This is a genomic window from Amycolatopsis sp. NBRC 101858 (assembly GCF_030269325.1).
GTDB lineage: Bacteria > Actinomycetota > Actinomycetes > Mycobacteriales > Pseudonocardiaceae > Amycolatopsis > Amycolatopsis ponsaeliensis.
Map to the genome: position 1 here is coordinate 497,240 of NZ_BSTD01000006.1, position 21,217 is coordinate 518,456.

The 21,217-nt window shown below is 71.4% G+C and carries 22 protein-coding genes; 14 read left to right on the top strand and 8 right to left on the bottom strand.

Annotated features, from left to right (window positions below; translation table 11 throughout):
- The first annotated feature begins 154 nt into the window (after positions 1–154).
- The 5 genes from QSK39_RS41460 to QSK39_RS41480 are packed head-to-tail and all read left to right on the top strand — an operon-like array spanning position 155 to position 3,773.
- Positions 155–718, top strand: coding sequence for a COG4315 family predicted lipoprotein (locus QSK39_RS41460; RefSeq protein ID WP_285483279.1), 564 nt, complete (start codon positions 155–157; stop codon positions 716–718).
- The gene (locus QSK39_RS41465) at positions 702–1,499 is read left to right on the top strand and encodes a DUF4142 domain-containing protein (RefSeq protein WP_285483280.1); all 798 of its coding nucleotides are present in this window, start codon (positions 702–704) and stop codon (positions 1,497–1,499) included. The genes QSK39_RS41460 and QSK39_RS41465 overlap by 17 nt, the downstream gene beginning before the upstream one ends.
- Positions 1,492–2,109, top strand: coding sequence for a ferric reductase-like transmembrane domain-containing protein (locus QSK39_RS41470; RefSeq protein ID WP_284741255.1), 618 nt, complete (start codon positions 1,492–1,494; stop codon positions 2,107–2,109). The genes QSK39_RS41465 and QSK39_RS41470 overlap by 8 nt, the downstream gene beginning before the upstream one ends.
- Before the next feature lies 1 nt (position 2,110).
- A complete protein-coding gene (locus tag QSK39_RS41475; RefSeq protein WP_093953060.1) occupies positions 2,111–2,341 on the top strand; it encodes a ferredoxin in 231 nt (76 codons plus the stop codon).
- Positions 2,334–3,773 carry an NAD(P)/FAD-dependent oxidoreductase gene (locus tag QSK39_RS41480; RefSeq protein WP_285483281.1) on the top strand — a complete coding sequence of 480 codons (1,440 nt, stop codon included), beginning with the start codon at positions 2,334–2,336 and terminating at the stop codon, positions 3,771–3,773. Before QSK39_RS41475 ends, QSK39_RS41480 begins: the two co-directional genes overlap by 8 nt.
- Before the next feature lie 382 nt (positions 3,774–4,155).
- On the opposite strand, the gene QSK39_RS41485 is transcribed toward QSK39_RS41480, so the two are convergent.
- Complete coding sequence (locus tag QSK39_RS41485) at positions 4,156–5,568, bottom strand: MFS transporter (RefSeq protein ID WP_285483282.1); 1,413 nt, start codon at positions 5,566–5,568, stop codon at positions 4,156–4,158.
- A gap of 111 nt (positions 5,569–5,679) precedes the next feature.
- Between QSK39_RS41485 and QSK39_RS41490 the strand changes: the two genes are divergently transcribed.
- From QSK39_RS41490 to QSK39_RS41530, 9 genes are all read left to right on the top strand, one after another.
- A complete protein-coding gene (locus QSK39_RS41490) occupies positions 5,680–6,558 on the top strand; it encodes a LysR family transcriptional regulator (protein WP_285483283.1) in 879 nt (292 codons plus the stop codon).
- A 176-nt stretch (positions 6,559–6,734) separates the two neighbouring features.
- Positions 6,735–7,175: a helix-turn-helix transcriptional regulator gene (locus tag QSK39_RS41495; RefSeq protein ID WP_285483284.1), complete on the top strand. Its 441-nt coding sequence runs from the start codon at positions 6,735–6,737 to the stop codon at positions 7,173–7,175.
- Positions 7,176–7,185: 10 nt separating this feature from the next.
- Positions 7,186–7,596, top strand: a complete 411-nt coding sequence (locus tag QSK39_RS41500; RefSeq protein ID WP_284741251.1) for a VOC family protein — start codon at positions 7,186–7,188, stop codon at positions 7,594–7,596.
- 50 nt (positions 7,597–7,646) lie between these two features.
- Positions 7,647–8,834 carry an MFS transporter gene (locus QSK39_RS41505; RefSeq protein ID WP_285483285.1) on the top strand — a complete coding sequence of 396 codons (1,188 nt, stop codon included), beginning with the start codon at positions 7,647–7,649 and terminating at the stop codon, positions 8,832–8,834.
- Complete coding sequence (locus QSK39_RS41510) at positions 8,825–9,073, top strand: AraC family transcriptional regulator (protein ID WP_285483286.1); 249 nt, start codon at positions 8,825–8,827, stop codon at positions 9,071–9,073. The genes QSK39_RS41505 and QSK39_RS41510 overlap by 10 nt, the downstream gene beginning before the upstream one ends.
- Positions 9,070–11,445 carry an ATP-binding cassette domain-containing protein gene (locus tag QSK39_RS41515; protein WP_285483287.1) on the top strand — a complete coding sequence of 792 codons (2,376 nt, stop codon included), beginning with the start codon at positions 9,070–9,072 and terminating at the stop codon, positions 11,443–11,445. Before QSK39_RS41510 ends, QSK39_RS41515 begins: the two co-directional genes overlap by 4 nt.
- Before the next feature lie 279 nt (positions 11,446–11,724).
- The gene (locus tag QSK39_RS41520; RefSeq protein ID WP_285483288.1) at positions 11,725–12,747 is read left to right on the top strand and encodes a fatty acid desaturase family protein; all 1,023 of its coding nucleotides are present in this window, start codon (positions 11,725–11,727) and stop codon (positions 12,745–12,747) included.
- 9 nt (positions 12,748–12,756) lie between these two features.
- Positions 12,757–13,818 (top strand): MBL fold metallo-hydrolase, encoded by a 1,062-nt coding sequence (locus QSK39_RS41525; protein ID WP_285483289.1) that lies wholly within the window; start codon positions 12,757–12,759, stop codon positions 13,816–13,818.
- A 151-nt stretch (positions 13,819–13,969) separates the two neighbouring features.
- A complete protein-coding gene (locus QSK39_RS41530; RefSeq protein WP_086675002.1) occupies positions 13,970–14,224 on the top strand; it encodes a Smr/MutS family protein in 255 nt (84 codons plus the stop codon).
- Here the strand turns inward: QSK39_RS41530 and QSK39_RS41535 are convergent, their stop codons facing one another.
- From QSK39_RS41535 to QSK39_RS41565, 7 genes are all read right to left on the bottom strand, one after another.
- On the bottom strand, positions 14,225–14,824 hold the full coding sequence (locus QSK39_RS41535; RefSeq protein WP_285483290.1) for an Rv1733c family protein: 600 nt from the start codon (positions 14,822–14,824) through the stop codon (positions 14,225–14,227). It abuts the gene before it with no gap.
- Positions 14,825–14,945: 121 nt separating this feature from the next.
- On the bottom strand, positions 14,946–16,001 hold the full coding sequence (locus tag QSK39_RS41540) for an alpha/beta fold hydrolase (RefSeq protein WP_285483291.1): 1,056 nt from the start codon (positions 15,999–16,001) through the stop codon (positions 14,946–14,948).
- 61 nt (positions 16,002–16,062) lie between these two features.
- Entirely contained in the window at positions 16,063–16,602 is a 540-nt protein-coding gene (gene hsaB, locus QSK39_RS41545) for a 3-hydroxy-9,10-secoandrosta-1,3,5(10)-triene-9,17-dione monooxygenase reductase subunit (RefSeq protein ID WP_285483292.1), read from the bottom strand.
- On the bottom strand, positions 16,599–17,510 hold the full coding sequence (gene hsaC, locus QSK39_RS41550; protein ID WP_285483293.1) for an iron-dependent extradiol dioxygenase HsaC: 912 nt from the start codon (positions 17,508–17,510) through the stop codon (positions 16,599–16,601). The genes hsaB and hsaC overlap by 4 nt, the downstream gene beginning before the upstream one ends.
- Complete coding sequence (hsaD, locus tag QSK39_RS41555) at positions 17,510–18,355, bottom strand: 4,5:9,10-diseco-3-hydroxy-5,9,17-trioxoandrosta-1(10),2-diene-4-oate hydrolase (protein ID WP_285483294.1); 846 nt, start codon at positions 18,353–18,355, stop codon at positions 17,510–17,512. The genes hsaC and hsaD overlap by 1 nt, the downstream gene beginning before the upstream one ends.
- A complete protein-coding gene (gene hsaA / locus QSK39_RS41560; RefSeq protein ID WP_285483295.1) occupies positions 18,355–19,518 on the bottom strand; it encodes a 3-hydroxy-9,10-secoandrosta-1,3,5(10)-triene-9,17-dione monooxygenase oxygenase subunit in 1,164 nt (387 codons plus the stop codon). Before hsaA ends, hsaD begins: the two co-directional genes overlap by 1 nt.
- Positions 19,519–19,551: 33 nt before the next feature.
- Complete coding sequence (locus tag QSK39_RS41565; protein WP_285483296.1) at positions 19,552–21,153, bottom strand: FAD-binding protein; 1,602 nt, start codon at positions 21,151–21,153, stop codon at positions 19,552–19,554.
- Between the last annotated feature and the right edge of the window lie 64 nt (positions 21,154–21,217).

A 21,217-nucleotide genomic window follows, 5' to 3' on the forward strand; every position in this document is an offset into this window, starting at 1 on the left:
GAAGACCCCCGACAACGCGTTGTCCCCCGCAACGCTCCGCATCCACACCGGACTGATTGTCCACTGTGGATCTTTCGCGCGCATTTTCGCCTCACCCCAGGCTACTGCGCGTAGTCATGCCCACGGAGGAGCAGTGATACGCATTCCCCGAACGGTGGTCCCCGCCGCCGTGTGCCTCACCGCACTCGCCCTGCTCACCGCCTGCACCGCCGGCGCGGCCACCACCTCGTCCGGTGGTTACGCCGGGATGCAGCAGATGCCCGGTATGCAGGCCCCGATGACCCTCGCGATGCCGCAACCCATCACCGCGAACCCCAACGACCCGATGAAGAGCCAGCTCAGGGGCGCGAAGACCTTCGACCTCGGCCTCATGCTCGTCGACGGAACCGGTTACACGATCTACCGCTACGACCGCGACTCGACCAACCCGTCCCGGTCGAACTGCAACGACGCGTGCGCGGCGAAGTGGATCCCGGTCAAGACGGGCGGCCCCGCGCCGATCGACGTCGACCAGTCGCTGATCGGGCAGATCACCCGTGACGACGGCACGCAGCAGGCCACCCTCGCCGGCTGGCCGCTGTACCACTACACCGGCGACAGCGAACCGGCCGACACGTCCGGCCAGGGCGCCGACCAGGCCTGGTACCCGATCGCACCGGACGGCAAGAAGATCACGCTGACCCAGGACCAGTGGAGGGAAAATGCTTTCGGCCTCTGAGTTCGCCGGGCCGGAGCTCATCCCTCCGACCCCGCTCGAACGTTCCCGCCCGCTGGTCCGGATCCTGTTCGTGCTGGTCGCGGTGCTGACGCTGCTCGCGTCGGTGTCCCCGGCGTCGATCGCCCAGACGAACGCGGTCTCGCCCGAAGACGCGGTGCTGCTGACCAAGGTCCGCCAGGCCGGCCTGTGGGAAATGCCCTCGGGCATGATGGCCATGCAGAAGGGCAGCCCGAAGGTCCAGGCCGTCGGGTTCGCGATCATGATGGACCACGGCCGCCTCGACGTCGCGACCCGCGCGCTGTCGCAGAAGCTCAACTCGCCGGTGCCCGACCAGCCCTCGGACGAGCAGCGCGGCTGGCTCCTCGAAGAGATGAACGCGCCCCCCGGGCCGTCGTTCGACAGCGTCTTCGCCAACCGCCTGCGCGCGGCGCACGGCCAGGTGTTCGCCATCCTCGCGCAGCTGCGCGCCGGTACCCGCAACGACGACGTGCGGGCGTTCGCGACCGTCGGCAACCAGGCCGTCATGCGGCACATGACGATGCTCGAGAGCACCGGCATGGTCGACTACACCGCACTCCCCGCGCCCGCCGTCTCCACCACGGCCGCGCCCGTCGGGCAGCCACTCGGCCTCGACACGTCCCAGATCGCCGTGGTGGCGGCGCTGTTCCTCCTGGTCGGTGGCGGCCTCTTCTACGTGCTGCGCCAGATCAAGGGCAACCGCGGCCGCGCCAAGGCCACGCGCCGGCCGGCCACCGTCAGAACCGGGGGTAGCCATGGTTGAGACCTGGCACGACGCGACGATCTTCCTCACGCAGCAGTTCCAGCCGAAGACCGACCCGGCGGCCCGCGGCCTCGCGGCGTTCGCCGCCCGGGCGTCCTACGCGGCGATGATGCTGACGCTCACCTGGGGCGTGCTCACCGCCACCGGCTGGGTGCGCTCGGTCACCGGCCGCAAGGCGCTGCGCAGCTCCCACATGGTGCTGGCCACCGGCACGCTGATCTTCGGTGGCATCCACGCGCTGGGCTTCTTCTACCTGACGGTCCAGCCCTACAGCCTGCAGTACCTGTTCCTCCCCTTCCTGTCGGGCCAGGAGACCCGGCACAGCATCGGCATCGTCGGCTTCGAGGTCATGCTCGCCATCGCGCTCACCGCGGGCCTGCAGCGGTTCACGTCCTACCGCCGCTGGCTGTGGCTGCACCGCTGCGCGTACCCGGCGGTCGCGCTGACCGCGCTGCACGCGTGGTTCGGCTCGATCGCCAACGGCCACCTCGCGGTCGTCTGGCTGGGCGGCATCACGCTGCTCATCCCGGCCGCCACGGTGTCGCTGCTGCGGTTCATGCCCGCGCGGACCCTCGAACGCATCGGACTCGTGGAAGAGCAGGTGGCCTGACATGCCTCTCCGTTTGCCCGGTAGCGGGCCCCGGATCAGCGTCGACAACGACCGGTGCGAGCTCTACGGCATCTGCGCCATGGAGGCGCCGGACGTGTTCGACCTCGGCCAGGACGGCCGCCTGCGCTTCCACACGCGGCTGCTGGACGAGACCACCATGGAACAGGCGAAGATGGCGGCCCGCTGCTGCCCGATGCAGGCGGTCGTCATGAGAGGGGACCTCGATGGCTGACGGCGACCGGATCATCATCGTCGGTGCGGGCGTCGCCGGGCTCCGTGCCGCCGAACGCCTGCGGGAACAGAACTTCGACGGCGAGATCGTCCTGATCGGCGACGAGGCCCGGCGCCCCTACCACCGGCCGATGGTCTCCAAGGCCTTGGTGATGGGGACCGAACGGCCCAGCGACGTGGGCCTTTCGCACTACCTGCCCGACCTCGACGTGCACTGGCGCCTCGGCGCGCGGGTCACGCACCTGGACACCACCGAGCGGGTCGTGCACCTGCCCGGCGGTGAGTCCCTCTGGTACGACGGCCTGATCGCCGCGACCGGCGTCTACCCGCGGCACCTGCCCGGGTCGCCGCGGCACGACCCGCGCGTGCGGATCCTGCGCACGGTCGAGGACTCGATGGCGGTGCGGCGCTGCCTCAACGCCAGCAAGAAGCCGGCCGTCGTGATCGGCGCCGGCCTGATCGGCAACGAGTTCGCCGCGAGCATGCGGCATATCGGCCGGGACGTCACCCTGGTCGGCCACGCGAAGGCGCCGCTGCACCGCTTCGGCGACCGCGTCTCGAGCGGCATCGTCGAGGCGCACCACGAGCACCGCGCGAAGCTCGCGATGAAGAGCGAAGTGCGGCACTGGATCAGCACGAAGGACACCGTCGGGCTGCACCTGACGAACAACCAGCTGCTGGTCGCCAGCGTCGTCGTGCTCGCCATCGGCAGCGTCCCGTCGGTCGACTGGATGCGCGGCTCCGGCCTCGACATCAGCGACGGCGTGCTCTGCGACTCGAAGCTGTTCGCCGAGGGCGCCTCCGACGTCGTCATCGCCGGGGACATCGCGCGCTGGCCGAACCTGCGCTTCGACGAGACCCCGCGGCGGGTGGAGCACTGGATCAACGCCGTCGAGTCGGCCCGGCACGCGGCGGACAACCTGCTGATGGGCCAGTCCAGCGCGAAGCCGTTCACCCCGCTCCCCCGGGCCTGGTCGACGCTGTACGACACGCGGCTGCAGATGTGCGGGATGCCCGGCCTCGCCGAGGACACCGTGACCTTGGCCGACGGCATCACCGGCTTCATCCGCGACGGCAGGCTCGTCGGCATCTCCGCGTGGGACAAGCCGCGGGCGATGCTCGACTGGATGGCCGAGCTCGACCGCCGGCTGCCCGCGCCGGACTACGTGCCGGAGCCGGAGCCCGCTCCCGCCCCCGAGGTGGCGGAGGTCCCGACCGTCGAACCGTCGATCGCGGCGCTGGCGGCCGAGGTGCCGCCGGAGCTCGACAGCGGCTTCGACCACCAGGCCTTCGAGCGCGAGTTCGAGAGCGAGTTCGCCAACGACATCCCCACGACGGCGTTCCCCGCGCTGGCGGCCCCGCCGACCACGGCGTTCGCCGCCCAGCCCGGTGGCGCGGCGCCGCCGACGATGGCCATTCCGATGGGGAGGTAGAAGGAAAGCCGGGACGTGGCTGCGCGCGGCGGCCATCGTCCCTTGGCCGGTCACCACATCCCCTCCGCGGCTGGGCGGTGTGGTGACCGGCCCCCAACGTCCCCCTGCCCGCCTCGCCTCTGTCACGGAACGAGCGCCCGGCGGGCCAGGAGAGGGCCACCCCGAGGGAACCCGACGCCCCCGGGGTGGCCTTCTTCCGGCGCACCGGGCGGGGGCCCGGGGTCGAGCGTCACGGCGGAGTCACTGCCGTCGCGGCGTGCACGTCCGTGACGGCCTTTCCGGCGGAAGGGTATGCCGCCGGAAAGGCCGTCACGGTCGAAGTCGGGTCGGGGTTGCACCGTGAAGGCCGCCTCGAGGGAAACGGGAGCCCTCGAGACGGCCTTCACCTCGTCCGGGCCCCCTGCGCCACCCGCGACTCGGCCAGGACGAGCACGCCGAGGACGAGCACCGCGATCCCGGCCACCCGCAGCCCGGCGTCCACGCCCGCGACGAACGCCGTGACGACGTCGTGCGTGTTTCCGGTCCTGGCCAGCGCTTCGGCCACCGTGTGCGCGCCGCGGACGTCCGGGGGCAGCGCGGCGGCGAACTTCGCGGTCATGACCGTGCCGATGACGGCGACGCCGAGCGCGCTGCCGAACTCCCGGGTGGTGGCCTGCAACCCGGTGCCGACACCCGCCCGGTCCGGCGGCAGCGAACCGGCGATGACACCCGACAGCGTCGGCAGCGCCAGTGTCACGCCGATCCCGGTCACCACCAGCCAGGCCGCGTAGCCCGCGTACGGCGTCTCGGCGTCGCTCGTGGACAGTCCGAGGAGGCCACCGCCGACGAACGCGAAGGCCAGTGCCACGGTCGTGTCGAGGCCGATCCGGCGGGCCAGCGGGCCGGCGTGGCGGCCGCCGAGGATGATCGGGACGGTCAGCGGGATGATCCCCAGCCCGGTGCCCAGCACGCCGAACCCCTTGGCGTACTGCAGGAACGACGCGTTGACGTAGAACAGCGCGAACATGCCGAAGAAGATCGTCGTCATCCCGAGGCAGGCGCTGCGCAGCCCCGCGATCCGGAACAGCCGCGGGTCCAGCAGCGGGTGCTCGGCCCGGAGTTCGACGAACGTCCACGCGGCGAACAGCACGGCGGCGCCGGCGAACCCGGTCACGACCACCGCGCTCCCCCAGCCCGCTTCCGGGCCCTGGACGATCCCGACGAGCAGGGCGACCGACGCGCCGACGAGCAGCACCGTGCCCAGCGGGTCGAGCCGGCGGTCGTGGCGCGACGACACCGGGGCCGAGCGTGCGACCAGGGCGGCGGTCACGAGGGCGAGCGGCACGACGGCGGCGAACAGCCAGCGCCACGAGCCGGTGGTGAGGACCAGCCCGCCACCGACGTTGCCGAGGACGCCGCCGATGCCGGTCATCGACGCCCAGGTGGCGATGGTCGCGGCTTTTTTCTCCGGCGGCACGGCGTGCAGCAGGACGGCGAGCGAGTTGGGCAGCACCGCGGCGGCGCCGACGCCGGTGAGCGCCCGGCCGGCGAGCAGGAGGACGACGTCCGGGGCCACCGCCGTCAGCAGCGCACCGGCGGCGAACAGCCCGAGGCCCGCCAGCAGGACGCCCTTGCGGCCGAACCGGTCGCCCGCCGCGCCGCCCGGGATCACCAGGCAGGCGAACACGATGACGTAGGTGTCGACGATCCAGACCAGCGCGGACGCGGACGGGTGCAGGGCGCTCGCCGCGAGCATCGGGACGGCGAGGTTGACCGCCGCGACCATGCCGACGACGAGCACCACACAGGTACACATGAGCGGGAGGAGACCTCGGAGTCGCGGGGAGTTCATGGGACCGACGCTAAGGACGTCGGCGGGTGTCGTGCCACGCAACTTCGGCAAGGTCTTCTTGCGTAGGATGCAATGATGGACTTGAACCTGCTGCGTGTGTTCGACGCGCTGTTGCGGGAAGGGAGCGTCACGGCCGCGGCCGAGCGCCTGAACCTGTCCATCCCGGCGACGAGCCGCGCGCTCGGCCGGCTGCGGCGGGCGATGAACGACCCGATCCTGGTCCGCGCGGGCCGCGGGATGGCGCCGACGCCGTTCGCGCTGCGCACCGCCCCGCGGGTGCGGTCGCTGCTGGAGGAGGCGTCGGCGCTGATCAGCACCGAGGTGGCGATCGCCGACCTCGAGCGCACGTTCACGATCCGCATCAACGACGGCGTGGCGGCGACCCTGGCCACGGCGGCCGCCGAAGCGACGGCCGCGGCCGCCCCCGGCGTCACGCTGCGCTTCGTCGCGGAGGGCACCGAGAGCGCCGAAGCGCTTCGCGACGGCTCGATCGACCTGGACATCGGCGTGGGCGAGCACGCGGCGCCGGACATCCACAGTGCGGTGCTCTACCGCGAACGCCTGGTCGCGGCGGTGCGCGTGGACAGCCCGCTGGGCAAGCACCGCCGTCCGACGCTGGCGCAGCTGTGCCGCTACCCGCACGTGTCGGCGTCCCGGCGCGGCCGGGCGCGCGGGCCACTGGACGAGGTCCTCGCCGCGGCCGGCCTGCAGCGTCGGGTGGCGGCGGTGGTGCCGACGTCCGCGGTGGCCGCGCTGGTGGTGTCGTCCAGCGACTACGTGGGACTGCTCCCCCAGCGCCTGGCCGAACAGCACGGCCCGGCGCTGGGCCTGCGGTGGTTCCCGGTCCCGGCCGAGCTGCCGGAGGTGGAGGTCCGCCTGTCCTGGCACGCCCGCCTGGACGCGGACCCGGCCCAGCGCTGGCTCCGCGACACGATCACCACCGCCCTCCACTGACCGTGTCGACCCTCCAATCACGCGAGATGACCCTTCAATCACGCGAGATGCCCCTCCGATCACGGAGCGCCCGTGCGGGAACGGCCGACACGCGTGCTTGGACGGACGACACGCGTGTCTGGAGGGACGACACGAAGGCCGCCGCCGGAGGCCGTCCGGTATGGCACGATTCAAGCGTGACCAGCACCGCCGCCGACCAGTACCTGCGCGACCTCGCGCTGCTGCGCCGGGTCCGGGACCGGATCGACCGGGAATACGCCCAGCCACTCGACGTCGAGGCGCTCGCGCGGGGCGTCAACATGTCCGCCGGGCACCTCAGCCGGCAGTTCCGGAAGGCCTACGGAGAGTCACCCTACTCGTACCTCATGACGCGGCGGATCGAGCGGGCGATGGCCCTGCTGCGCAAGGGCGAGCTGAGCGTGACCGAGGTCTGCTTCACCGTCGGCTTCTCCTCGCTGGGCACCTTCAGCACGCGGTTCGCCGAGCTGGTGGGCGTGCCGCCGAGCGTCTACCGCGAGGAGCAGGCCGAGGCCACCGTCGGGATGCCGCCGTGCGTGGCCAAGCAGGTCACCAGACCGATCAGGAATCGAGAAGCGCGACCGCAGGCGCACACATAATGTGACCGCCATGGACGTCACCATTCACGCGAGCTTCCTCCCCCACACCGACGCGGAGGCATCCCTCGCCTTCTACCGCGACCTGCTCGGCTTCGAGGTCCGCCAGAACGTCAAGTACGGCGACCTGAACTGGATCACCGTCGGCCCGCCCAACCAGCCCGACACCGCGATCGTGCTGTCGCCGGCGTCCGCGACGCCGGGCCTGACCGACGACGAGCGCCGCATGATCGCCGAGATGATGGCCAAGGGCACCTACGCCTCGGTCAACCTGGCCACCAAGGACCTCGACGCCCTCTTCGCGAAGCTCGAAGCGGGCAACGCCGAGGTCGTCCAGGAGCCGGTCGACCAGCCCTACGGCGTCCGCGACTGCTCCTTCCGCGACCCCGCCGGCAACCTCCTGCGCATCCAGGAGCTGCGCTGACCGAGGTCGCGGCCCCCGCCGGTTACCGCGACGTCCTGCGCGACCGGCGCGTGGCCGGCCTCCTGCTGGGTGACCTCCTGGCCAACGTCGGCACGGGCATGATCATCGTCGCGATGCCCGTGCAGACGCTGTCCCTGCACGGCGGCGTGCCGAAGGCGATCGCGATCGGGCTGGTGGAGGCCGCGCCGTTCGTGCTGTCCACCGTCCTCGCGCTGGCCATCGGGCTGGGCCGGGTGCGGGTGCCGCCGCGGGCCCTGCTCGTCGCCGACTGCGTGCTGCGCTCGCTGACCTTCGCCGCCCTCGGCGTTCTGGCCGTCACCGGCACGCTCACGCTGCCGGTGCTGATCGCCGGCCTGCTCTTCGGCGCGACGTTCCGGCTCGCCGGGTCGAGCAGCCGCCGGCTCCTGGCGACGTCGGCCGCGGGCGAGACCGGGCGGTTCTCGGTCAACGGCCTGCTCGGGCTGAACACGACGTTCGCGCTCTACATCGCCGGGCCGGTGCTGGGCGGGCTGATCGTCGCGACCGCGGGTGCCGGCTACGCGCTCTTCTTCGACGCGGGCGGGGCGCTGATCCTGCTCGTGGCAACGCTGCTGTTCGTGCCGCGCTCGGCCGGGGGCCGGGACGCGCTGCGCGAGCCGAAGACCTCGGGCTGGCGGATCCTGCGCCGCCGCCCGGTGGCCGCCCGGCTGCTCGTCGTCGAGTTCTTCTTCAACTTCCTCTACATGCCCATCGAAGTGGCGCTCCCGCTGTACGTGGGCGGGACGCTGCACGCGGGCGCGTCCGGCCTGGGCCTGCTCTGGGGTGCGCTCGGGGCCGGGGCGTTCGTCGGCGCCGCGCTCGTCAGCCGGCTGCGGAACCTCCCGCAGCGGCCGCTGCTGGTCGCGATCATCGGACTGTGGGCGCTGTGCCCGATCGGGCTCGCGGTGGTCGGCGACCTCCCGGCCGCGCTGGTCGTCTTCGGCCTCGGCGGCCTGGTGTACGCGCCGTTCACGCCGGTCGCGTACAGCTTCCTGCAGTCGGGGCTCGAACCCGGCGAACAACAACAGGTCGTGACGCTCTGGACGACCGGCGCCACGGTGGCCGCCCCGCTGGGCCTGGCCCTCGGCGGGCCGCTGATCGAGCTGACCGGCACCACCGGCGGGCTCGTGCTGTCCGGGGTGCTGACCCTCCTGCTCCTCCCGATCGCGGCCCGTGCCGTGCTCGACCGCACACCGAAAGGGGAAGTCCGATGTGCCTGAGCCTCCAGATCGCGGCGCGCGAACACCTGCGTGAGCTGGTGCTGCTGCGCCGGATCCGCGACCGCATCGGCCGCGAAGAGACCCTCGACCTCGAGGCGCTCGCCCGCGACGCCGGGATGACGGCCGCAGACTTCCTCCGCCGCTTCCAAGACGCCTACGGCACCACCCCGCACGCCTACCGGCGGGCCGCCCAGGCCGCCCGCACACTGACCTTCGACCGAGTGCTGGAGACCCGATGACCAAGCCCACGAGGAAGTCCGCGCCGCACGTCGCCGACAGCCACGAACTGATCCGCGTCCACGGCGCACGCGTGAACAACCTCAAGGACGTACACGTCGAGCTGCCGAAGCGGCGCCTGACGGTGTTCACCGGCGTCTCCGGCTCCGGCAAGAGCTCGCTGGTGTTCAGCACGATCGCCGCAGAGTCGCAGCGGCTGATCAACGAGACCTACAGCACCTTCGTGCAGGGGTTCATGCCGACGCTGGCCCGGCCCGACGTCGACGTCCTCGACGGGATCACCACCGCGATCATCGTCGACCAGGAGCGGATGGGCGCCAACGCGCACTCCACGGTCGGCACCGCCACCGACGCCAACGCGATGCTGCGGATCCTCTTCAGCCGGCTCGGGCAGCCGCACATCGGCTCGCCCCAGGCGTTTTCGTTCAACGTCGCCTCGATCAGCGGCGCCGGCGCGGTCACCATCGAGAAGGCCGGGCGGCAGATCAAGGAACGCCGCAGCTTCAGCATCACCGGCGGCATGTGCCCGCGCTGCGAGGGCCGCGGCAAGGTCAACGACATCGACCTGACCGCCCTCTTCGACGAGAACAAGTCGCTCAACGAAGGCGCGATCACGATCCCGGGCTACAGCATGGAGGGCTGGTACGGCCGCATCTTCCGCGGCTCCGGCTTCTTCGACCCGGACAAGCCGATCAAGAAGTACACCAAGAAGCAGTTCAACGACCTGGTGTACAAGGAACCGACGAAGATCAAGGTCGAAGGCATCAACCTGACCTACTCGGGGCTGGTCCCGGCGATCCGGAAGTCGATGCTGTCCAAGGACGTCGACTCGCTGCAGCCGCACATCCGCGCGTTCGTGGAGCGGGCGGCCACCTTCACGACCTGCCCGGACTGCGACGGCACGCGGCTTTCGCCGGAGGCGCGATCGTCCAAGATCGGCGGCATCAGCATCGCCGACGCGTGCGCGATGCAGATCAGCGACCTGGCCGGCTGGGTGGGGAAGCTGGCCGAGCCGACGGTCGCGCCGCTGCTGGACGCGCTGAAGCACACGCTCGACTCCTTCGTCGAAATCGGGCTCGGCTACCTCTCGCTCGACCGGCCGTCGGGCACGCTCTCGGGCGGGGAAGCCCAGCGCACCAAGATGATCCGCCACCTCGGGTCGTCGCTCACCGACGTCACCTACGTCTTCGACGAGCCGACGATCGGGTTGCACCCGCACGACATCCAGCGCATGAACGACCTGTTGCTGCAGCTGCGGGACAAGGGCAACACGGTGCTGGTCGTCGAGCACAAGCCGGAGGCGATCGCGATCGCCGACCACGTCGTCGACCTCGGGCCGCACGCCGGCTCCGAGGGCGGCGAGGTCGTGTTCGAGGGCACTGTGGACGGTCTGCGCAAGAGCAAGACGCTGACCGGGCGGCACCTGGACGACCGCGCGTCGCTGAAGTCGTCGGTGCGGTCGCCGTCGGGCTTCCTGGAGGTGCGGGGCGCTTCGACGCACAACCTCCAGGACGTCGACGTCGACGTCCCGCTCGGCGTGCTGACCGTCGTGACCGGGGTGGCGGGTTCGGGCAAGAGCTCGCTGATCCACGGCTCGGTGTCCGGCGGCGAAGGGGTGGTGACGGTCGACCAGACCGGGATCCGCGGCTCCCGCCGGAGCAACCCGGCGACCTACACCGGGTTGCTGGAGCCGATCCGCAAGGCGTTCGCCAAGGCCAACGGCGTCAAGCCGGCGCTGTTCAGCGCGAACTCCGAGGGAGCGTGCCCGAACTGCAACGGCGCGGGCGTCATCTACACCGACCTGGGGATCATGGCCGGCACCGCGACGCCGTGCGAGGTCTGCGAGGGCAAGCGGTTCAACGCCGAGGTGCTCGAGTACACCTTCGGCGGCCGTGACATCAGCGAGGTCCTCGGGATGTCGGTGGCCGAGGCGCTCGGGTTCTTCGCCGACGGCGAGGCCCAGCTGCCGGCGGCGCACAAGATCCTGACGCACCTGTCCGACGTCGGCCTCGGCTACCTGACGCTCGGCCAGCCGCTCACGACCCTGTCCGGCGGCGAGCGGCAGCGGATCAAGCTGGCGACGCACATGGCGGAGAAGGGCGGCGTCTACGTCCTCGACGAGCCGACGGCGGGCCTGCACCTGGCCGACGTCGAGCAGCTGCTGGGCCTGCTGGACCGGCTGGTCGAGTCGGGCAAGTCGGTGATCGTCATCGAGCACCACCAGGCGGTGATGGCCCACGCGGACTGGATCATCGACCTCGGCCCGGGCGCCGGGCACGACGGCGGCCGCGTGGTGTTCGAAGGCACCCCCGCCGACCTGGTCAAATCCCGGAAGACACTGACCGGCGAGCACCTCGCGGAGTACGTCGGCTGACCGGCGCCGCAGTGTGGCCTTCGGCGCGGCTGACGCACCGAAGGCCACACTGGGGTGGCTCGAACGCCTACTCCTCGACCGCCCAAGACTCGTCATCGGGCACCAGCCCAGCGGGTGTTCCGGCGGCCGCGGAGGCAGTCCGGGCCGCACGTCATTTTCGTCGAGCCGGAGTACGTCGGCTGATCGTCTATACCAGATTCGGCGGTGGGGCAGGCCCCCGGAATGTGCCGGGGGCGCTCCGGGTTCCCGGGGCGACCCCTACCCGGAAGACTGGGACCGGTGACCACCACCGAGAACCCCGTCAGCACCGGCAGCGACTTCGCCCGGCTGAGCCAACGCATCTCCGCCGCCGGCCTGATGGTGCGCCGCCCCGGCTACTACACCGCCCGGTTCGCCATCGTGGGCGGGCTGTTCGCCGCCGGCTGGGTCGCCTTCGCCCTGCTCGGGAACTCGTGGTGGCAGCTGGCCGTCGCCGCGTTCCAGGCCGTCATGTTCGCGCAGATCGCGTTGCTGTCGCACGACCTCGCGCACAAGCAGGTCTTCCGGCGCCGCCGGCCGACCGAGATCGCCGGGCTGCTGGTCGGCAACCTCGGCATCGGGATGAGCTACGGCTGGTGGATGGACAAGCACACCCGCCACCACGCCAACCCGAACCACGAGGAGCTCGACCCCGACGTCGACCCGGACATCCTGGTGTGGTCGAAGGACCAGGCCCGGTCCGCGAGCGGGGTCGCGCGGTTCATCGGGCGGTACCAGGCCTTCCTGTTCTTCCCGCTGCTGACGCTCGAAGGTCTCAACCTGCACGTGTCCGGGATCCGCGCGGTGTGCAAGCCGGGCCTGCGCCGCCGGGGCGTGGAAGCCGCGCTGCTGGCCACGCACGTCGTCGTCTACCTCGTCGCGCTGTTCACCGTGCTCTCCCCCGGCATGGCGCTGCTGTTCCTGGCGGTCCACCAAGCACTCTGGGGCATCTACATGGGATCGATCTTCGCGCCCAACCACAAGGGCATGCCGACGCTGACCGGGCAGCCCGAGCTCGACTTCCTCCGCAAGCAGGTGCTGACCTCCCGCAACGTCCGCGGCGGCGTCGTGACCGACGTGGCCCTCGGCGGCCTCAACTACCAGATCGAGCACCACCTGTTCCCGAGCATGCCGTCGCGGCACCTGCGACTGGCGCAGCCGATCGTCCAGGGCTACTGCGCCGAGCTGGACATCCCGTACCTCGAGACGAGCCTGATCGAGTCGTACCGGCAGGCCCTCACCCACCTGCATGAAGCTGGGGCGCCTCTCAGGAACCGTTCGTAGACTCGGGGTATGAGGAAGACGATCGCGGCCCTTCGGGACCTGCCGGCGGCGTTCGGCGCGAAGGCCACCGGCTCGCGGGCCGAGCGGGTCCGCACCTCGCCGCAGTTCGACGGCAAGGTGTTCCGCAACGCGGCGCCCCGGCACCCGATGACGGCGGCGTCGATGCGGACGATCTTCCGCGAGATGTTCTTCGGCGAGCACCGCGAGCTGCGCAAGCCGGCCGGCGCGGTCCCGCTGGTGGCCTCGGAGCCGGTGGAGTCGGCCGAGGGCTTGCACGTGACGTGGTACGGCCACGCGTCGGCGCTGGTCGAGCTGGACGGCGCCCGCGTGCTGCTGGACCCGGTGTGGAGCGACCGGGTGTCACCGGCGGCGTTCGCGGGCCCGCGGCGCCTGCACGAGCCGCCGGTGACGCTGTCCGGGGTCGGCCGGGTCGACGCGGTGGTGATCTCGCACGACCACTACGACCACCTGGACCTGGCGACGATCCGCGACCTGGTGGCGTCGACGTCGGCGCCTTTCCTGGTCCCGCTCGGCGTGGGCGCGCACCTGGAGCGCTGGCGCGTCCCGGCGGCGCGGATCATCGAGCTGGACTGGCACGAAGAGGCCACGGTGGCGGGCGTCCGGTTCGTGGCGACCCCGGCCCAGCACTTCTCGGGCCGCGGCATCACGAACGACGACACGCTGTGGACGTCGTGGGCCCTGCTGGGGCCGTCGCACCGGGTGTTCTACAGCGGCGACACGGGATATTTCGACGGGTTCGCGGCAATCGGCGAGGCACACGGCCCGTTCGACGTGGCGTTGATCCAGATCGGCGCGTACGCCCCGCAGTGGCCGGACATCCACATGACCCCGGAGGAAGGCGTCGCGGCGGGCATCGACGTCCGGGCGAAGCTGCTGATCCCGGTCCACTGGGCGACGTTCCAGCTGGCGATGCACCCGTGGGGCGAGCCGGCGGACCGGGTGTGGCGCGAAGCGAAGGCGGCGGACCTGGCATTGGCGATCCCCCGCCCGGGCGCGCGCATCGACATCACCGCCCCTCCCCCGGTCGACGGCTGGTGGCAGGCGCTGTGACGGACGAGCCGACACGCGTGATCGAGGAGTCGACACGCGTGATCAGGGCGACGACACGGCTCAGATCCGCCGTGTCGGCCCGCAGATCACGCGAGTCGACCCGTCAAGCACGTGAGTCGGCCCCTCGAGCACGGCGAAGTCGGGAGCGCGGGTGAAGCTGAAGCTGGACCTCCATGACATCTACAACCGCGGCGGCGAAATCGACCGGGCGCTCAAGGCGATCATCGACGAGGCCGTCGCCAAGAAGGCGCCGCTCGTCGAGATCATCCCCGGCAAGGGGTCGGGTCAGCTGAAGAAGCACGTCCTGCGGTTCCTCGAGCGCAAGGACGTCAAGGCGCTCTACCACCGGGTCGAAAAGGACAAGGACAACTTCGGCCGGGTCTTCGTGCACTTCCGCTGGAAGTGATCAGAACCGGGTGTCGTGGCGGGCTTCGGCCCACGCGCGGTCCCACGCCGACGCGTGGAGGCGGCTCACCGCGAACCGGGTGATTCCGTACAGCCCCGCCAGGGATCCCGTGATCGCGACCCACAGCAGGATCGCCGCGAACACCCCGTCCGCCGCGGAGGTCGACGGCGACAGCGGCTCGTTCGTCAGGTCGCCGCGCTGGTCCAGCCACACCGATACGTGCGTGCCCGCCGGGCTGCCCGCGTCCGCCAGGACGTCGCCCGTGTGGCGGGCCCCTCGCGCGTCGAACCACGCCGCCTGGACCGTGGTCTGGTCGGCCGGGGCTCCCGCTCCGTCGGTGCTGTACGTCTGGCTCGGCGCCGCGACCAGGGACACCGCCGTCGCCGGGTGGCGGGTCACGCGCTCCTGCTCGGCGCGGGCGGTCTGCGACGCGTACGTGTCCGACCCGAACGCCGCCGCGAACGGCAGCGCCAGCAGCGCGCCGGCGAAGACCAGCACCAGCAGCGCGGCCTCGACGCGGTCGCCGAACCTGGTCAGCGGGTTGCGGCCGGGGTGCAACCGGCGCCGGAACCGGGCGATCCGTCCGCTGGGCCCACGCATGCGCGACTCACTCCTCCCAGAAAGACGTCATCTCGATAACAGTGTGCGCGCAAGGGCTCGACTTTTTCTCGTGAATGGGATGCGGCCCACCTGTGAACCCGTGCACAACCACCCGGACGCGCTAACTGGCCGCGATCGCCGACCACAGCGCGTGAGCGATCTGCGGGCCGCAGACGTCGGTGTGGCCGTGCACGAACCGGTCGGCCGGCAAGTTGTGCGGCACGCCCGGCCGGAAGCGGTACGTCCCGCTCACCGGTAACAGCTCGGCCGTGACGGCTTCGGGAATCCGCTGCGCGCCGTCGTGGCCGATCGCCCCGAAGCCGGACGCGGAGTCGACGAGCCGGGCCGCGATCGCGAACGCGACACCCACCTCGAGGTCGTGCGCGGAGTGCGTGACGAGGATCGGCCCGGTCACGACGCGCTCGTCCAGGACCCGGCGGAACACGCCGGCGAGGGCGTCGCGCGAAAGCACCGCCTGCAACAGGGTCAGCGTGGCCACCGACCCGGCCGGGCCCACGTTCGCGGCCGCCGTGACGAGCCGGCCGCCGAAGCTGTGGCCGACGAGGTGGATCTTCGGCCCGGCCACGCTCGCCAGCAGCGGCGCGAGCCCGCGGACACCGACTTCGCTCGCGCGAGCCTTCATCTCGTAACAGGCGAGGAAGTCGAGCAGGTGCGCGGCGCCGAGGCGGTCCATGACCGTGCCGCCGGGGAGGGTGAACAGCTGCGTCGACGCGTCTTCGCCGTCGTCCGCGCCGCGGGAGGCGGCCGAAAGCAGCGCGGCGGCGAACGCCGTGCGCGCGGTCGCGCGGGCGGTCAGCGCCGGAACGAGGTCGGCGGCGGCATCGATGATCAGCCGTTGCCCGGGCACCAGGTCCCGCAGCAGGTCCAGCCGCTCGGTCAAGCCGTCCTCGGCGAGCTTGCGCGACGGCCACAGCACGCACGCGAACGCGATCCGCCGTCCCGGCAGGCCCCCGGAAACCGCGCGCATCGATCCCGCCAGCGCCGAATAGAGCAGGCGTGCGACCAAAGGGCCGTCGTTCCAGCCGTGGCACAGGAAAACGAGGTCGGTGACCGCCGGATCGGCCGCGAGCGCCCGCACGGCCGCGCCCCGGTCGCCGACGAGCTCGCCCGCCCGGTCGAACTCGACCTCGGCGGCCGCGAACCCGGCCAGCTGCACGGCGGTCCTCCTCGGCGACGACTCCCCGGGAAGTCGCCCGCGGCCCGGCGGCCGTTACGCGTCAGAGCCAGTCGTCGGGACGCGGCCAGGGCATCAGCGCCGCCAACGCGTCCTGGGCCGGCTCGGTCACGGCGTACCGCCCCCGGTGGAACAGCAGCGGCCGCGCGTCCGACGGCGCACCCAGCGCCGTCACCCGGCCGATCACGACGTAGTGGTCACCCGCCTCGTGCACCGCCTCCAGCGCACAGTCGATCCACGTCAGCGCGCCGTCGAGCAGCGGGGCCCCGGACGGCGCCGGCGTCCAGCCCACCCGGGCGAACTTGTCCTCGCCGCGGGCGCCGAACACCGCGCTGACCTCCTGCTGGTCCTCGGCCAGGACGTTGACCGCGAACCGGCCCGCCGCGGCGAGCACCGGCCAGGTCCGCGAGGTGCGGGCCGGGCAGAACAGCACCAGCGGCGGGTCGAGCGACAGCGCGGCGAACGACTGGCACGCGAACCCGGCGAGGGTGTCGCCGTCCCGGCCGGTGACCACCGTGACGCCCGTGCAGAAGTGCCCGAGCACGCTGCGGAACCCGGCCTGGTCGACCACCACGGCGGTCATGCGCCGGGCGGCCGCGCGCCGACCGAGAAGTCGTGCCCCCACAGGGAAACCGCCGTGCTCTCGCGGGCGATCCAGTTTTCGTCGTCGACCTGGCGGCCTTCGCAGCCGAACTCGACGTCGAAGCCGCCGGGGGTCTTCATGTAGAACGACAGCATCAGGTCGTTGACGTGCCGGCCGAGCGTGGCCGACATCGGCACCTTGCGCCGGATCGCGCGGTCGAGGCACAGGCCGACGTCGTCGGTGTTCTCCACCTCGACCATCAGGTGCACGATCCCGCTCGGCGTGGGCATCGGCAGGAACGCGAGGCTGTGGTGGCGCGGGTTGCAGCCGAAGAAGCGCAGCCACGCGGGTTCGCCGTCGGCGGGCCTGCCGACCATCTGCGGTGGCAGGCGCATGGAGTCGCGCAGCCGGAAACCCAGGACGTCGCGATAGAACCGCAGCGACGCCTCGTCGTCCTTTGTGGACAACACGACGTGGCCGAGGCCCTGCTCCCCGGTGACGAACGTGTGGCCGTACGGGCTCACGACGCGCCGGTGCTGCAACGCGACGCCGTGGAACACCTCCTGGGTGTTGCCGGACGGGTCGTCGAAGCTGATCAGCTCGACCACGCGCCGGTCGGCCAGCTCTTCGGGCGTGCCCTCCTTGTAGGGCACCGACGCGCTGTCCAGCCGCGACCGCAGTTCGGCCAGCTCGCCGGCGTTCGCGACCTCCCAGCCGGTGGTCGCCAGCCGGTCGGCGGTGCCGGGCGAGATGACCAGGCGTGCCGGGAAGTCGTCCATCCGCAGGTACAGCGACTCCGGGTCGACGCCCTTGCCTTCGACCATGCCGAGCACCTTGAGCCCGTATTCGCGCCACGCGGCCATGTCGGTGGCTTCGATGCGGAGGTAGCCCAGTGACCGGATGCCCATCAGGAACTCCCGAGGAAGTCGAGGGCCAGCCGGTTGAATTCGTCGAACTTCTCCAGCTGGGCCCAGTGCCCGCAGCCGCCGAACACGTGCAGCTGCGCGCGCGGAATCGTCTTCAAAGGCACGAGCGCGCCGTCCAGGGGGTTGACGCGATCTTCGCGGCCCCAAATCAGCAGCACGCGCTGGCGGAGGCGGTGGGCCTCGCGCCAGAGCATGCCTTCTTCGTAGGTGTCGGGCTGGGCGAACGACATCCCCATCGCGCGCATCGCGGCGAGCGACTCGGGTGTGTTCGCCGCGGCGAAGCGGTCGTCGATCAGCTCGTCGGTGATCAGCGACTGGTCGTGGACCATGATGCGCAGGAAGGCCTCCATGCGTTCGCGGCTCGGCTTCGCCGCGAACTTACCAAGGTTCTTGACGCCTTCGGTGGGGTCGGGCGCGAAGAGGTTGACACTCAGCCCGCCCGGTCCCATCAGCACCAGCCGCCCGGCGCGTTTGCCGTGGTTCAGCGCGAGCCGGACCGCGGCCCCACCACCCAGGGAGTTGCCGACGAAGTGGGCGCGCTCGACGCCCAGCGCGTCCATCAGGCCGACGACGGCGTCGGCGCTGTGGCGGAAGTACTGCGGGTGCTCGGTCGGCTTGTCCGACCGCCCGAAGCCGGGCTGGTCGACGGCGATCGTCCGGTAGTGCTTGGCGAACTCCGGCAGGTTGCGCCCGAAGTTGCTCCACGCCGACGCGCCGGGCCCGCCGCCGTGCAGCAGGATCACGGTCTCGGCGTGCTCGGCGCCGGCCTCGTGGTAGTGCAGTTTCAGCGAGCCGGCCTGGACGTACTTGCCTTCCGGAGCGGCCATCAGTACATCGCGTTCTCGACGGGGAGCCCGAAGGCGCCGGTGCCGAACATGACGTACGCGCGCTCGGCGTCGTTGGCCGCGTGGACCCGGCCGGCGTGCGCGTCGCGCCAGAAGCGCTGGATCGGCGTGCCGCGCTGGATCGCGCGGCCGCCGGAGTTCTCGAAGAGCCGGTCGATCGCGGAGATCGCGCGTTCCGTGCCGCGCACCTGGTCACGCCGGACCCGCAGGCGCAGGTCCGAAGGCAGCCGCTCCTCGCGCTTGGCCAGCTCGTACAGCTCGTCGATGTTGCGCGTGAGCTGCAGCCACGCGGCGTCGATTTCGCTGGCCGCCTCGGCGATCCGCACCTTGGCGAACGGGTCCTCTTTGGACTGCTCGCCGGCGTACGCGGCCCGCACGCGCTTGCGCTGGTGCTCGACGTGCGCGTCGTAGGCACCCTGCGCCATGCCGATGATCGGCGCGGTGATGGTGCTGGGGTGCACCGAACCGTAGGGCAGCCGGTACAGCGGGCCGGGGTTGACGGCCTGGCCCGGCACCTTGCACTTCGACGTCGCGATGAAGCTCAGCGCGCGGTGCTGCGGGATGAACACGTCCTCGACGACGATGTCGTTCGACCCGGTCCCGCGCAGGCCCACGGTGTCCCAGACGTCCACGATGGTGTAGTCCGCGATGGGCAGCAGGTAGGTGCAGAAGTCGACCGGCTTGCCGTCCTTGAACGCGGGTCCCCCGAGCAGCACCCACGTGCAGTGACCGGAGCCGGAGGAGAAGCTCCACCGGCCCGAGAGCCGGTAGCCGCCTTCGACGACCTCCGCCTTGCCCATCGGGGCGTACGACGAGGAGATCCGCACGTCCTCGTCTTCACCCCACACCTCTTGCTGGGCCTGCGCGTCGAACAGCGCCACGTGCCACGGGTGGACGCCGAGGATGGAGGCGACCCAGCCGGTGGACCCGCACGCGCTCGCGATCAGCTTGACCGCGGTGTAGAAGCTCACCGGGTCGGCTTCGAAACCGCCGTACGGCTTCGGTTGCAGCAGCTTGAAGAACCCGGTCTCCTGCAGGGCCTTGACGGACTCCTCGGGGACGTTTCGCGCGTCCTCGGTGTCCTGGGCCCGTTCCCGCAGGACCGGCAGGAGGTCCCGGACCCCGGCGATCACCGGCTCACTCATGCGCAGTCCTCTCTCGCGTTCACTCCGGCAAGACTAGAACACGTTCTCGTTTTTGTCGAGAACGCCCTGCGCCAGCGCGCTGTTGATCCCTGCTCTCCGGCCGGAAAACACGCAGTCGGCCAGGGACAGACCGCTCACGTACGATCTGGAACAGATTCCCACCGCGGTGCGCCCGGCGGCGTACAGGCCCGCGATCGGCTCTCCCGCTTCGCTCCGCACGGCGCCGGTGTCCTCGTCCACGACCAGGCCACCGAGGGTCAGCATCGGCGTGGGGTAGCCGAGGTTGGGCCGCACCGAGATGTCGATGAGCGAGAACGGCGGGTGCTCCAGCCGCCGCGCGAACTCGGCGGGCTTGCCCATCGGGTCCTCGGCGCCGTGGTAGGCCTCGACGCTCGTGCGCAGCCCCTGGGGGTCGACACCGGCCTTGCGCGCCGCTTCCTCGACTGTCGCGCCGGTGACGCGGCCGCGGCGCAGCAGGTAGCGCAGCTGAAGTCCCTGGAACCACTGGCTTTGCGCCTTGGTGTCCCGCCGGGCATCGGCGACGATCGGTGCGTCGACGAGCAGCCAGCCCTTGCTCTCGTGGTCTTCGATGAGCTTTTCGCCGACCGCGGCGCCGTACCGGGACTCGTCGATGACCCGGCGCCCGGCGGCGTCGACGATGATCCCGCCGAGGAACGCACTGGGCGGCGTGATGAACCGCCACGCCGAGATCCGGCCCAGTTCGCCCGTCGCGGCCCCGGCGTCGACGCCGAGCCGGAGGCCCGAGCCGTCGTCGGCGGACGTGCCGAGCGGGAGCCCGCCGCGGTAGGCCGGCGCGTGCTCGCGCACCAGCTCACGGTTGGCGATGAACCCGCCCGCGGCCAGCACGACGCCGCGCCGGGCGGTGATCCGCAGCTCACGGCCGTGCGCGCGTTCGATCCGTTCGACGCGGCGGTGCAGCGACTTCCGCAAGGACGGCACGTAGATGCCCGGCTTGGCCGCGTACTGCGCGAGCCGGCGATGGCGAGCGCGCACACCTGGCGATGCGTCCTGCAGCGTGTCGGCGACGAGCCCGGTGACGCGGCCGTCGTCGTCCCGGATCAGGCCGCGGGCGTTCGTCTGGGTCAGCACCCGCACCCCGCGCTTCGCGACGGCCTCTTTGAGGCGCGTCATCAGCATCTTCCCCGAGGTCCCGGGCCCCTTGACGCGGTGGCCGCGCGGGGCGGGCTTCGCCGCGTCCCGGAAACCGCCCGCGGCTTCGCTACCGGAGTAGTACAGGTAGTGCGCGTCGCTCGGGTACGACGTCTTGTAGGGACACAGGCTGCCTTCGAACGGCACGCCGTTGCCCTCCAGCCAGGTGATCATCTCGCGGCTGCCTTCGCAGAAACGCTTGAGCGTCTGCTCCGAGACCACGTCCCCGGCTTCGAGCCGCAGGTAGGCGTACATCGCGTCGACCGAGTCGTCGACGCCCGCGTCGAGTTGCTGGGCGGTGCCGCCGCCCGCGTAGACCACGCCTCCGCTGACCGCACTGGCGCCCCCGCCGGCGAACCGCTCGACGAGAATGACGTCCGCACCGGCGTCGGCCGCTTCCAGGGCGGCGCAGGCGCCGGCCGCCCCGAAGCCCACGATCACCACGTCCGCGACGAGTTCGTCCATGGTCACCACCCTAGAACTGGAACACGTTCTCGTCTATGGTGGCCGAAAGCGACCCTCAACTGGA